The sequence below is a fragment of the Campylobacter sp. IFREMER_LSEM_CL1097 genome (genome assembly GCF_025772225.1).
Taxonomy (GTDB): Bacteria; Campylobacterota; Campylobacteria; order Campylobacterales; family Campylobacteraceae; genus Campylobacter_D; species Campylobacter_D lari_D.
The window spans coordinates 65,797-78,910 of the sequence record NZ_JAKMRT010000005.1 but is presented as its reverse complement, the minus strand read 5'-3'; the positions used below and the strand labels follow the sequence as shown (position 1 = coordinate 78,910).

The following is a 13,114-nucleotide window of genomic DNA, read 5'->3' as shown; positions in this document are numbered from 1 at the left end:
GGGTAAGTTATGGCTAGAATGAAATTTTATGTAGATAATAATCGCTGTATTTCTTGCTTTGCTTGTCAAGTGGCTTGTTCAAGTGCGCACGAAGTGCCAGTGGGGATTAATAGAAGAAAGGTAATCACTCTAAATGAAGGCATAGAAGGAAAAGAGTTTTCAACAACTCTTGCCTGCCAACACTGCACAGACGCTCCATGTGAGCAAGTTTGTCCTGTAAAATGCTTTTATATTAGAGCTGATGGTATTGTTTTACATGATAAAAAAACTTGTATAGGTTGTGGGTATTGTCTTTATGCATGTCCTTTTGGTGCTCCACAATTTCCAAGAGATGGTGCTTTTGGTATTAAAGGTCAAATGGATAAATGTACTATGTGTGCAGGTGGTCCTGAACCTACTAACTCTCATGAAGAAAGAGAACTTTATGGACAAAATCGTATTGCAGAAGGTAAAGTGCCTATGTGTGCTGCGGTTTGTTCTACAAATGCACTTTTGGTTGGTGATGCAGCTGAAGTTAGTGCAATGTATAGAAAAAGAGTTTTGCTTAAGGGCCAAAATTTAGGACTTGATGCAAAATAACCCAAAGGGTGTTTACAGGCACCCTTTTTTACTACTTATAATCCAAGGTTAATTCATGGAAGAATTAAATTTGCAAATTCAAAAAAATCTTGATGAAAATAATAAACTTACTTGTAAAAAAGCACTAGAGCTTTTAAAACAATACTCCAAAGAAGATTTTCAAGCTAGTATAAAAAAAATGGATGTAAAAATTTCAGATTGCGAGTTAGGTCAATTTGGAAAGTTAAATAAAAATATAGCAAAAAGTGAAATTTTAGAAAAATTAGAAACAAAACTAGATTCTAAGCGTCGCATATCATGTAAAGATGCTTTAGAATGTGCTAAAAACTTTAATATGGCTGATATGAGAGCTACGCTTAAAACTTATAAAATTGATGTTAAATACTGCGAACTTGGTTGTTTTGAAGAAAAAAAAGGTAAAAAATTTCATATAAAAAGCAAAATTTGGGTAGAAAATCCTGATGGAGAATTACTTTTTGGTAAAGGGAAAACAGATATTTTAGAATTAGTTGGAGAATGCGGAAGTATTTCCCAAGCGGCTAAACAACTAGGGATGAATTATAAAAAAGCTTGGCTTTATATACAGGATTTAGAAAAAAATATGAAAGAAGAATTGCTCATTGCTAAAAAAGGAAGAGGAAGTCAATCAGGTAGTAAGCTTACTCCTAGAGCTTATGAGCTAATTCAAAATTTTAAAATTTTACAACAAGATGTAGAAGAATACACTAATAAGCGCTTTAAAGAATTATTTTTCAAGAAAAATCAAGAAAAAGATAAAACTTAATTTGAATACAAGTTATAAAAATATATCATTAAGTAAAAAAGGTAAAAAATGAAAATTGATTGTAGAGATTTAGCTTGTCCGCGTCCTGTGATAGAGACAAAAAAGGCTTTAGAAGAGTTAAAAGAAAATGAAAATTTAGAAATTCTTTTAAATTCTCAAGCTTCTAAAGAAAATGTAACGAGGTTTTTAAAATCTTTAAATTTGAACTTTAGTGTGAAAGATGTAAATGATGAAAGTATTATTAGCATTATAAAAGATGGTGATATAGTTCAAATTCAAGAACAAAATTTACAAGAATATAATGTGTTGTTTTTAAAAAGCGATAAAGTAGGCGAAGGGGAACTTGGGAAAAATCTAATGCTAGGTTTTTTAAAAACCTTAAAAGATTTACCTAATAAACCTGTAAAAATCCTTTGCGTTAATGATAGTGTTTTAATGAATACTGATTGTTCTCATATGGCTTTTGAAGCTATGAAAGAGCTTGAAAATTTAGGGGTTGAAATTTATAGTTGTGGGGCATGTTTGGAATTTTTTGGTAAAACTAAAGAGCTTAAAATAGGCAAAATAGGTAATGCTTATGAAATTTTAAATGAACTTTTTGGAAAGGCAAAGATTATTTCTTTATGATATATAAAGACCAAAAACTAACTCAATATGTAAAAGCTGCGGGTTGAGCTGCCAAACTAGACTCGGTGGGTCTTGACAAAATTCTTGGCATTTTAAAACCGCATGAAAACATTTTAAGTGGTATTGATAATAACGAAGATGCAAGTGTTTATAAGCTAAATGAAGATTTAGCTTTAGTGCAAACACTTGATTTTATCACACCTGTGGTTGATAGTGCGTATCATTTTGGTGTTATAGCTGCTGCCAATGCTTTAAGTGATGTATTTGCTATGGGTGCTGAGGTGATTAATGCCTTAAATATTGTAGGCTTTGATACTTGTCATTTTAACAATGAAATTTTATTTGAAGTTTTAGAAGGTGCTAGAGCTAAGGTTGAAGAAGCTGGTGCTGTGCTAGTAGGTGGCCATACTATAGAAAATGATGAATTTATTTTTGGTCTTAGTGTGACAGGTGTAGTTCATCCTAAGAAATTTATAGCTAATAATAGTGCAAAAGATGGTGATGTTGTTTTACTTACTAAGCCTATAGGTAGTGGCATTATTAGCACTGCTATCAAGGCTGGTTTGCTAGAAAAAGCAAAGATTTTAAAAGCAATAGAGCAAATGAGTTTTTTAAATCTTTACGCAAGTCGTATTTTAAAGGGGTTTAAAAGTCTTAGTGCTTTAAGTGATGTTACTGGTTTTGGCCTTTTGGGACATTTAAAAGAAATGTTAAATGAAGAGATTATGATAGAAGTGTATAAAAATGAAATTCCTTTAATGGAGGGAGTTTTGCCAATGGCTAATATGGGGATAATCCCAGCAGGAGCTTATAAAAATAAAGATGGCCTAAAAATTTGGGTTGATAATTTAAATGAAAAAGATGAAGATATAGTGTATTTTGATCCTCAAACTTCAGGTGGACTTTTAGCTGCAATGAGTGAAAAAGATGCAAATGAGGCTTTGAAAATTTTGAAAGATTACAATATAGAGGCAAAGATTATTGCTAGATGTGTAAGAAATACTCATAATTATTTATTATTACGCTAATATTTTATTTACAATTAAAAATATATGTTTATATTTGTTACTTTTTTACATAAAAAAATAAATTATAAATAAATATATGTTGATTTTTGTGGCTATTTTTGTATCATAAAAGATATTAATTACTAAATGGAGGAAGAAATGATACAAAAAGCTTTGCAATTAGCTGAAGAATTACAAAGAAAAATAGAAAGTAATATCTCTCAAAGTGAAAAAGAATTTCACGCCAAAATGCAAAAACTTTTAAATAATCCTAAAAATAAAGTGATGTTGATTGAACTTTTAGATCGCTCTTTTAGATGTAAAAATAAAAGTGCGAGTTTCGAGCTTATAGAGCATACTTTAAACAAATATGGTATAGCAGATTTTTTTAGTGCTTTTGAAAAATTTTTGCTTTTTTCATTTTTAAATTTTGGAAAATTTGCACCAACTCTTAGTGTGCCATTTTTCATTAAGCATTTAAGAGAAGATACTAAAGCTATGGTTTTAGATGCAAACCCTAGTGTTTTAGAGCCTCATATGCGTAAAAGAAAAGATGAAGATAAAATTACCTTAAATGTAAATTTAATTGGTGAAGAGGTTTTGGGTGAGGCTGAGAGTGCTTATAGAGTAAAAAAATATGAAGAAGCATTAAAAACAAGCTATATTACTTATATTTCAATTAAAATCACTACCATTTTTTCTCAAATTAATATTATTGATTTTGAATACTCTAAAGATGAAGTGGTAAAAAGATTGGATAAATTATATGCTCTTGCTTTAGAAGAAGAAAAAAAGCAAGGTGTGTCTAAATTTATCAATCTTGATATGGAGGAATTTAGAGATTTAGAATTAACCGTTGAAGCTTTTATGGAAAGTATTGCAAAGTATAATATTAAAGCAGGTATCGTTTTACAAGCTTATCTTCCTGATTCTTATGAATATTTGAAAAAACTTTTTGCTTTTTCAAAAGAAAGAGTTTTAAAAGGTATGAAGCCTATAAAAATTCGCTTTGTTAAAGGAGCGAATATGGAAAGTGAAGAAACTATAGCTTTGCAAAGAGGTTGGGCTCTACCTACTTTTTATAAAAAAATTGACACAGATAGTAATTATAAGAAAATGCTTGATTTTGTCTTAGAGGGTGATAATTATAAATATATTAATGTAGGTATTGCGAGTCACAATTTATTTGAAATTGCTTATGCTTATACTAGAATTTCACAAGCAGGAGCTTTATCATCTTTTACTTTTGAAATGCTTGAAGGTATGAGCTTGCAATGCTCTTATGAGCTTTCTAAAATGCATGATCTTATACTTTATGCACCGGTGTGTGATGAAGCGCATTTTAATAATGCCATTGCTTACTTAGTAAGAAGACTTGATGAAAATACTAGTGAAGATAATTTCATGAGATATTTTTTCAACCTTAAAATTAATGATAAAAATTGGCAAATGCAAAAAGAATTATTTATAAAATCCTTAGAAGGCGTTGCTAGTTTGGATAATTCTACCCATAGAACTCAAGATAGAAATAATGAAACAAAGGCTATTAGTTCTTATGAGAGTAAAGAATTTAAAAACGAACCTGATACAGATTTTATCTTAAAAGCAAATAGAGAATGGGCTAAAAATATAAGAACTAAATATGAAAATTTAGAAAATTATGATGTGTATCCGGTTGCAAAAGAAGAAATTAAAAACGAAAATTTACAAGTGGTAGAAGTTAAGGATAAAATCAAAAATCGCACTATAGGTAAAGCACATTTAGCAGGCCAAAAAGAGATTAAATATGCTTTAGATGTAGCTAAGAGCTCAAATTTTAGTGATTTAAGTCATGATGAAATTTATAAGATTTTAGCAAAAACTGCTCAACTTGTTAGAGATCGTAGAGGAGATTTAATAGGTATAGCAGCTTTAGAGGTAGGAAAAACTTTCTTAGAGATTGATCCTGAAGTTAGTGAGGCTATAGACTTTTTAGAATTTTATCCACATTCTTTGGAAAAACTAAAAGAGCAAAATCCAAATACTACTTTTAAAGCAAAAGGCATAGGTGTGGTAATTGCACCATGGAATTTTCCAGTAGGTATTTCAGTAGGAACCATAGCAGCACCTTTGGCTGCAGGTAATAAAGTGATATATAAACCATCATCTTTATCCATGCTAACAGGTTATATGCTTTGTAAATGCTTTTGGGATGCGGGAATTCCAAAAGATGCTTTGATTTTCTTACCTGCTAAAGGTAGTGATATATCAAAATACTTGCTTGTTGATCAAAGTGTGAAATTTTCAGTATTAACCGGTGGAGAAGAAACTGCTTATGCAATGCTCAAAGCTAATCCAACCTTACTTTTAAGTGCTGAAACAGGCGGTAAAAATGCAACTATTGTTTCTAAATTTGCCGATCGTGATAGTGCGATTAAAAATATCATTCATTCAGCTTTTTCAAATTCAGGTCAAAAATGCTCTGCTACTTCTTTGCTTGTTTTGGAAGAAGAAGTTTATGAAGATGAGGAATTTAAAAAGACCTTAGTAGATGCTGCTAGTTCTATGGGGGTTGGAAATCCATTTGTATTTAAAAATAAACTTGGAGCTTTAGCAGATAAACCAGATGTAAAACTGCAAAAAGCATTAGATGAGCTAGCTCCATATGAAAGTTGGGCTTTAAAACCTAAATTTGTAGATGATAATCCTTATCTTTTAACTCCAGGGATTAAATATGGTACTAAAAAAGGTGATTTTACGCACATGAATGAGCTTTTTGCACCAATCTTAACTGTAATGAAAGCAAAAGATTTAAAAGAAGCTATTGATATAGTAAATTCTACAGGTTATGGACTTACAGCAGGATTTGAAAGTTTAGATGAGAGAGAATGGGAATACTTCCACACTCACATAGAGGCAGGAAATATTTACATCAATAAACCAACAACAGGAGCTATAGTTCTTAGACAACCTTTTGGTGGTATTAAAAAATCAGCCATTGGTTTTGGTAGAAAAGTTGGAATTTATAATTACATCACTCAATTTTTAGATATAGAGCAAAGTCAAGCTGATCAAAATGTTTTAGATAATGAATTAGTATCAAATTTAAATGCTTTAAGCTTGGATTTAAATGAAAAAGATAAAGCCGATTTTGAAGTCATTAAAGCTATGGCAAGAAGCTATGCTTATCATGCAAAACATGAATTTGCAAGTGCAAAAGATTATGTCAATATAAGAGGCGAGGATAATATTTTCTCTTATACAAAGGTTAAAAATATTGCTTATAGAGTACATAAAGATGATAGTTTAAAAGATATTTTAGGAGTTATTTTAGCAGCTAGTGTGCTAAATATTGATCTTATTTTAAGTTATGATGAGCATGAAAAAATAGATCTTGTGCAAAAGATTAATCAAAAAATTAGTTCAAAAACTTTATTCCTTAAAGAAAGTAAAGAAAATTTCATTAGCAAAATAGCTGATTATGAAAGAATTCGTTATTTTGCTCCATTAGATATTAATGATGAAATTTTCATAAAAGCAGCAAGTTGTGCAAAAATCATTGCCAATGCTAAGCCTTTAATGAACGGACGTTTTGAGTTGCTTTTATATCATAATGAAAAAGCTTTAAGTATATCTTTCCACCGTTATGGAAATTTAGGCATTCGTGCTTTAAAATAAAAAGGAGAAAAAATGGAGGTTGTGCACATTAATACTCAAATTGCGATAATGTTTGTCGCATATTCAGCATTAATGCTTTTTATTGGATTTTATTTTTATAAACAAAATAAAAATTCAGAGGATTATTTTTTAGGTGGTCGTTCTATGGGGCCGGTAGTTTCAGCACTTAGTGCTGGAGCTTCTGATATGAGCGGTTGGCTTTTAATGGGTTTACCGGGAGCTTTATATGTAAGTGGTTTAGCTGAAAGCTATATTGCAATAGGTCTTAGTATAGGAGCATTTTTAAACTGGGCTTTTGTAGCAAAAAGACTTAGAATTTATACTAGTGTGATTGCAAATTCTATTACAATTCCAGATTATTTTGAAACAAGATTTGATGATGATAAGCATATATTAAGAGTGGTTTGTGCTATTGTTATTTTGATATTCTTTACTTTTTATGTTTCTTCAGGACTTGTAGGTGGAGCAAAGCTTTTTGAAGCAACTTTTGGAATCCAATATGATTATGCGCTTACTACAGGAACTGTGATTATAGTTGCTTATACATTTTTGGGTGGATATAAGGCAGTTTGTTGGACGGATTTGATTCAGGGTTTATTAATGATGAGTGCCTTGATTATCGTACCTATAGTGATGATTTATCATTTGGGTGGCTTTAGTGAAGCTGTTAATATAGTCAAAGAAATTAAGCCAAATACTTTTTCTATGGGGGAAGGATTAAGCTTTTTGGGTATAGTTTCAGCGCTTTCTTGGGGGCTTGGGTATTTTGGTCAGCCACATATTTTGGTGCGTTTTATGTCTATAAGATCAACTAAAGATATTCCAACTGCTACTTTTGTAGGAATTTCTTGGATGGTTATATCTTTAATTGGAGCTTGTTTGATAGGTATTTTAGGTATAGCTTATGTGAGTAAATTTGAGCTTAGTTTGCAAGATCCTGAAAAGATTTTTATCGTAATGTCGCAATTGCTTTTCAATCCTTGGATAGCAGGTGTTTTATTAAGTGCTATTTTGGCAGCCATTATGAGCACAGCAAGTTCGCAATTGCTTGTTTCAAGTTCAACTATAGCAGAGGATTTTTATAAAAGAATTTTTAACAAAGAAGCGTCCAATAAAACAGTGATGACTTTGGGTAGATTTGGTGTTTTAGCAGTAGCTGTGATAGCTTTTATTATTTCTACTGATAAAAACTCAAGCGTATTAAGTATAGTAGCTTATGCTTGGGCAGGGTTTGGAGCAAGTTTTGGTTCTGTAATGCTCTTTTCGTTATTTTGGTCAAAAATGACTAGATATGCTGCTATTGCAGGTATGATTACCGGTGCAGTTGTAGTTGTAGTATATAAAAATTTCTTAGCAGAGTGGCTTGATTTTCCTATTTATGAAATCATTCCAGGATTTTTAGCTGCTTCTGTTGTGATTATTTTAGTGAGCATGGTAACTAAAGTTCGCCCAGGAACTAAAGCAGCTTATGAAACAATGCTAAAACATCTCTAATACTCTCGCAATATGCGAGAGTAACTATGAAAAAATATTAATCAAATAAGTATTTAAAGGTATTGCAACAATATCAATTAAAACAGCACCGCATAAAGGTACTATTAAAAAAGCTTGTCTTGAAGTTAAATTATATCTAGAACAAACTGCATTCATATTTGCTACTGCATTTGGTGTTGCACCTAGACCATGTCCCATAAGTCCGGCACACATAATCGCACTATCATAATTTTTTCCGCACAATCTAAAAACTATAAAAATTGTAAAGAATAGTAAAGCTAAAACTTGCACAATCAAAGTAATAAAAAGAGGTGTAGCAACAGCACTTAGTTCGTTTATTTTTAAATTTATCATAGCCATAGTTAAAAAAATACCAAGGCTTAATTCACTTATAGTATCTATTGTATATTGATTTAGCTTGAAAATATTAAAAGAATCATTAATATTTCTTACAACAATAGCAACAAGCATAGCACCAACATAACTAGGCAAAGAATAGCCGCTATATTGTGTAAATTTGGAACTTAAAAAAAATCCAATACACATAATACATAATATTAAAAATAAAGATTTTAAAAAATCTTTATAATTTGCATTGTGAATTTCATGCTTTAGAGGATCTATATCTTTAATATCTTGATTAGTTGTGATTTTTAATTTGTGTTTATTTATAAGATATTTTGCTACAGGACCTCCGAGCAAAGACCCTGAAATCAGTCCAAAGGTTGCCGCTGCCACTGCTAAAACTTTAGCGTTATTTAAGCCACTTAACTCTTCAACCATGCCTCCAAAAGCTATAGCATTTCCATGTCCTCCTTCCAAAGAAACAGCACCACATAAAATTCCATATAGTTTATTTAAATCAAATAAACTCATCATGGAAATGCCGATAAAATTTTGCATTAAAGCCATAAACCAGCAACAACCTAGATAGATTAAAAGTACTTTTCCTCCTACTTTTAAGAGTTTAAAACTTCCACTTAATCCTATTACGGTAAAAAAAGCCACCATTAAAGGAGTTTGTAAACTTGTATCAAAATCAACTTTAATCTCAATAAAACTTAAAATCCAAATGATTATACTGATTAAAAATCCACCTATAACTGGCGCGGGAATGCAAAATTTTTCTAAGATTAAAAAGCGTTTTTTCAAAAACATACCAAACAATAAAACCCCGATACTAATAGCCAATACACTTAAACTATCAAATTTCATATCATTCCTTTACTTAATAAAAAATATGCTAGATAAGCAGCGATTTTTGCAGTGTGATTGTCTATATCAAATTTAGGATTAAATTCACAAATATCTGCTAAAGCAACTTTTTTGCTTTCAAAAATAATTTTTATCGGAGTTAAAATTTCTTTTAAATTGATACCAAAAACAGCAGGGGCGCTTACAGCAGGAGCTATGCTTTGTGAAAATACATCCATATCAATACTTAAATAAACAACTTCATTTTGTTTTAAGAAGTTTTTAATGACTTCTATACATTTTTCAAATTCAGTATCTAAAACATAACTTGCTTTCATATTATCCATAGTTTGAAAAAGTGCTTTTGTGTTAGATAATTTACTTGCACCCAAGCAAAGATAAGAAAAATTATAATTATTTTCTTTTGCATATTCATAAGCTTTGTAAAAAGAATTTCCAGAAGTATGTAACTCCTGAATTCTTACATCAAAATGTGCATCAAAATTTATAACTCCTACACTTTTTTTGTAATCTAAAAGCGCTTTGATACAAGCTAAAGATGTTTCGTGTCCACCTCCTAAAATTACACCATAATGATTATTATGTAAAATTTCTAAGCACTTGTGATAAAGTAGTTCATCGCCTAATTCTAGGGTATCAAAATTTTCAATATCTCCTAAATCATCAAAATCAAAATCATCATGTATAGCAAAATTTGCCATATTCTTTCTTATAATTTTTGGTGCTAATTCACTTCCAATTCTACCATTATTTCTCTGCACACCCAATGATGAACAAAAGCCTAATAATTTATTATTTGAAGAGTGATTTAAACATTTAAATAATCGTTTATGGATAATTTCATCACCATCATTTCTCCCTTGCCACATGTATTCCTCCTTTTTTGTGTTTAATTTCAATGTAAGATATTTTTTTAAATATTTTTGTATTTTGAGAAATAACATTATTTATTTGTGTATTTTAGTAGCAATAATTTATTGATTAAATAATTTTTTATTATAGTAAAAAATATTTGAAAATACTAAGGTATGGCTTTTAATGCATTTATGATAAAAGTTTCTTTAAGTTTTATTTTAAAATAAGAAAATACTATATATTTACTACTTGAAACAAAAAGGAGATTTATGCAAAAAAATAATCAAAAAACTTATGATTTATTTTTGATAGTGACATCTATCTTGGCGGTTTTTATGGTGATTGTAATTTTACTTATAAATCCTAGTAAAGCTTTAGAAGTAGCAAATTTTCTTTTTAGTAAGCTTACACATATGTTTGGCTCATTTGTTCAACTTTTTGAGTTTATTTGTGTAGTTTTTATTTTCTACTTGGCTTTTTCTAAAATAGGTAATATTAAATTAGGCGATGGGATAAATCCTTATTCAAATACTGCTTGGATTTTTATGTTTATTTGTGCAGGACTTGGATCTGCTACTATGTATTGGGCATTTATGGAATGGGCATATTATTATTTAGCACCTGGATTAAATATTACTCCAAAATCTGCAGAAGCTTTAAGAAGTGCAACTTCTTTTGTGTATTTGCATTGGGGTATTACGCCTTGGGCTGTATATGCTTTAAGTTCTATTGCAATGTGTTTTCATTTTTATATTTTTAAAAATAAAAATTTAAAAATTTCAAGTTTAATAGCAAATATCTTGCATATTAATCAAAATATAGTGCTTGATAAAATCATCGATGTTGTGTTTTTATTTAGTACTTTTGGTGGACTTGTGCTTACTACAACCCTTTCTATAATTACAATTAGTGCTGGACTTTCTGGAATTTTTGATATTAATGATGGTTTTTATTTAAAATTTATTCTTTTAGCTATTGTTACAGCTGTTTTTACCTTTTCTAGTTTTGTTGGATTATCAAGTGGTATGGCAAAACTTGCTAAAATATCTTGTATCTTGTGTTTTGTGTTTGCAATATTGGTATTTATTTTAGGAGATAGTGTATTTATATTAAATAATATAATAAATAGTATAGGGGTATTTTTTAGTAATTATGTTTCAATGAGCTTATATAATGATATTGCTGGTGTAAGTAGCTTTAATTCTGATTGGACAGTTTTTTATTGGCTTTATTGGATTACTTACACTCCTGCTGTTAGTATTTTTGTGACAAAAATTTCTAAAGGAAGGACCATTCGTCAAGTAATTTTTGGTCTTATTGTGGGTGGATGTATTGGGACTTGGTTTTTCTTTGGAGTTTTGAGTTCATATGCAATAGATATTTTTCAAAGTGGAATCTTAGATGTTCCAAATTTTATTAGTTCAAATGCTGGAGAAGCTGGAGTGGTAGCATTGATAAAAACACTACCATTTGGTACTATTTTTGCTCTTTTTTATTTCCTGCTTATGATGGTATTTTTGGCTTCTCATATGGATGCTACTGCATTTACTATTTCTTGTGTAAGCACAAAAATAGATAGTGAAAATCCTAGTAAATATTTAAAAGTTTTTTGGTGTATTATGCTTGGATTAATTCCTTTAGCAATGCTTTATATAAATGCAGATTTAAATACCTTAAAAGTTGCAGTTGTTTTGAGTGCTGCTCCTTTTTTGGTAATACTTGCTATTAGCTTTTATGGGCTTATTAAATGGATAAAAAGGATGGATAATGAAAATTACTAAGGTTGAACCTATATGGTTAAGGACAAAAACTTTTGATGAGTCTTGTGAGTGGGGTGAAGATGCCTTTATATTAAGAATTTATACAGATAATAATCTTTATGGAATAGGAGAAAGTGATAGTGCTGCAGCAGTTTTAAAGATAATGTTTGAGCAACCTAGTACTCATGGATCTTGCAGAAATTTAAGTGAAATTTTAATAGGACAAGATCCAAGAAATATTAAGAAGATTATGGATGATTTGATTGAGGGAAGTGCGTATTATGGACTTAGCGGAGCATTAATTTGTGCTTTAAGTGCAATAAATATTGCTTTATATGATTTACTTGGAAAAATTTATGGTGTAAGTGTAGCTACTATACTTGGTGGAAAAAGAAAAGACTTTTTAAATGCATACGCTACTTTTATTCCGAGTGAAAATATGGAAGAAAATATTTCTAGAGTAAAATACTTAAAAGAAGAAGGTTTTAAACTATTAAAATTTGGTGGTGCAGGCTTTGGTAATAATGCATTATCTGATAAAGAGATTATTAAGAATATTAGAGGTGCAGTGGGTGATGATATTAAACTTAGTATTGACTTAGTAGGGCTTTGGAAAAATTTTTCTTATGCAAGAGAAAGATTTTTGGAAATTGAAGAATATAACTTAGAGTGGATAGAAGAACCAGTTGGTGCAAATAATGTTTATGATTATGCAAGACTTAGCGAACACTTACCTTGTAAGATTACGGGTGGAGAGAGTTTTTACACGCTAAATGAGTTTGAAAATTTTATTAAAAAGTCAAAAGTTTCTATTGTGCAACCTGATATTACTAGATGTGGTGGTTTTGACACTATGTTAGAAATTGAAAAAATATCTTTAAAATATGGTTGTGATTTAGTCCCGCATGGTTTTTCTACAGGAATTTTACTTGCTGCTACGGTGCAGTTTCTAGCAAGTACTAAATATTGTAATTTGATAGAGTATTCTCAATCAACAAGTGTGCTTTTTACTCATTTGGTGAAAAATTTAATCCCTTGCAAAGATGGTATAGTTGAAGTCAATGATGCTGTGGGTATAGGAGTGATATTGGATGAAAATTTAATAGAAAAATATCGTATAAATATAAAGATTTGAG

The 13,114-nt window shown here is 30.1% G+C and carries 10 protein-coding genes; 8 read left to right on the top strand and 2 right to left on the bottom strand.

The window, feature by feature from the left end:
• Window positions 1-9: 9 nt before the first annotated feature.
• The 6 genes from fdh3B (at window position 10) to putP (ending at window position 8,148) form a co-directional block, all read left to right on the top strand.
• Complete coding sequence (gene fdh3B / locus L8W64_RS03365; RefSeq protein WP_133319414.1) at window positions 10-579, top strand: formate dehydrogenase FDH3 subunit beta; 570 nt, start codon at window positions 10-12, stop codon at window positions 577-579.
• A 55-nt stretch (window positions 580-634) separates the two neighbouring features.
• Complete coding sequence (locus L8W64_RS03360) at window positions 635-1,363, top strand: winged helix-turn-helix domain-containing protein (protein ID WP_133319413.1); 729 nt, start codon at window positions 635-637, stop codon at window positions 1,361-1,363.
• A 48-nt stretch (window positions 1,364-1,411) separates the two neighbouring features.
• The gene (gene yedF / locus L8W64_RS03355; protein WP_263672857.1) at window positions 1,412-1,990 is read left to right on the top strand and encodes a sulfurtransferase-like selenium metabolism protein YedF; all 579 of its coding nucleotides are present in this window, start codon (window positions 1,412-1,414) and stop codon (window positions 1,988-1,990) included.
• Window positions 1,987-3,018 (top strand): selenide, water dikinase SelD, encoded by a 1,032-nt coding sequence (gene selD, locus L8W64_RS03350; protein ID WP_263672856.1) that lies wholly within the window; start codon window positions 1,987-1,989, stop codon window positions 3,016-3,018. Before yedF ends, selD begins: the two co-directional genes overlap by 4 nt.
• A 138-nt stretch (window positions 3,019-3,156) precedes the next feature.
• Entirely contained in the window at window positions 3,157-6,654 is a 3,498-nt protein-coding gene (locus L8W64_RS03345) for a bifunctional proline dehydrogenase/L-glutamate gamma-semialdehyde dehydrogenase (RefSeq protein WP_263672855.1), read from the top strand.
• A gap of 12 nt (window positions 6,655-6,666) precedes the next feature.
• Window positions 6,667-8,148 (top strand): sodium/proline symporter PutP, encoded by a 1,482-nt coding sequence (gene putP, locus L8W64_RS03340; RefSeq protein WP_220566430.1) that lies wholly within the window; start codon window positions 6,667-6,669, stop codon window positions 8,146-8,148.
• Window positions 8,149-8,172: 24 nt separating this feature from the next.
• Here the strand turns inward: putP and gltS are convergent, their stop codons facing one another.
• Together gltS and L8W64_RS03330 are read right to left on the bottom strand one after the other, a co-directional pair.
• Window positions 8,173-9,363: a sodium/glutamate symporter gene (gene gltS / locus L8W64_RS03335; RefSeq protein WP_133319408.1), complete on the bottom strand. Its 1,191-nt coding sequence runs from the start codon at window positions 9,361-9,363 to the stop codon at window positions 8,173-8,175.
• Window positions 9,360-10,232 carry a formimidoylglutamase gene (locus L8W64_RS03330; protein ID WP_263661071.1) on the bottom strand — a complete coding sequence of 291 codons (873 nt, stop codon included), beginning with the start codon at window positions 10,230-10,232 and terminating at the stop codon, window positions 9,360-9,362. The genes gltS and L8W64_RS03330 overlap by 4 nt, the downstream gene beginning before the upstream one ends.
• Before the next feature lie 255 nt (window positions 10,233-10,487).
• Here L8W64_RS03330 and L8W64_RS03325 point away from each other — a divergent pair, with 255 nt between their 5' ends.
• Window positions 10,488-11,999, top strand: coding sequence for a BCCT family transporter (locus tag L8W64_RS03325; protein ID WP_263672854.1), 1,512 nt, complete (start codon window positions 10,488-10,490; stop codon window positions 11,997-11,999).
• Window positions 11,986-13,113, top strand: a complete 1,128-nt coding sequence (locus L8W64_RS03320) for a mandelate racemase/muconate lactonizing enzyme family protein (RefSeq protein ID WP_263672853.1) — start codon at window positions 11,986-11,988, stop codon at window positions 13,111-13,113. The genes L8W64_RS03325 and L8W64_RS03320 overlap by 14 nt, the downstream gene beginning before the upstream one ends.
• Window position 13,114 lies beyond the last annotated feature (1 nt).

Excerpts from the sequence above, each read along its gene's own strand:
- fdh3B (WP_133319414.1), top strand. The coding sequence starts at position 10 with ATGGCTAGAATGAAATTTTATGTAGATAATAATCGCTGTATTTCTTGC.
- L8W64_RS03360 (WP_133319413.1), top strand. The coding sequence starts at position 635 with ATGGAAGAATTAAATTTGCAAATTCAAAAAAATCTTGATGAAAATAAT.
- yedF (WP_263672857.1), top strand. The coding sequence starts at position 1,412 with ATGAAAATTGATTGTAGAGATTTAGCTTGTCCGCGTCCTGTGATAGAG.
- L8W64_RS03345 (WP_263672855.1), top strand. The coding sequence starts at position 3,157 with ATGATACAAAAAGCTTTGCAATTAGCTGAAGAATTACAAAGAAAAATA.
- putP (WP_220566430.1), top strand. The coding sequence starts at position 6,667 with ATGGAGGTTGTGCACATTAATACTCAAATTGCGATAATGTTTGTCGCA.
- gltS (WP_133319408.1), bottom strand. The coding sequence starts at position 9,363 with ATGAAATTTGATAGTTTAAGTGTATTGGCTATTAGTATCGGGGTTTTA.
- L8W64_RS03330 (WP_263661071.1), bottom strand. The coding sequence starts at position 10,232 with ATGTGGCAAGGGAGAAATGATGGTGATGAAATTATCCATAAACGATTA.
- L8W64_RS03325 (WP_263672854.1), top strand. The coding sequence starts at position 10,488 with ATGCAAAAAAATAATCAAAAAACTTATGATTTATTTTTGATAGTGACA.
- L8W64_RS03320 (WP_263672853.1), top strand. The coding sequence starts at position 11,986 with ATGAAAATTACTAAGGTTGAACCTATATGGTTAAGGACAAAAACTTTT.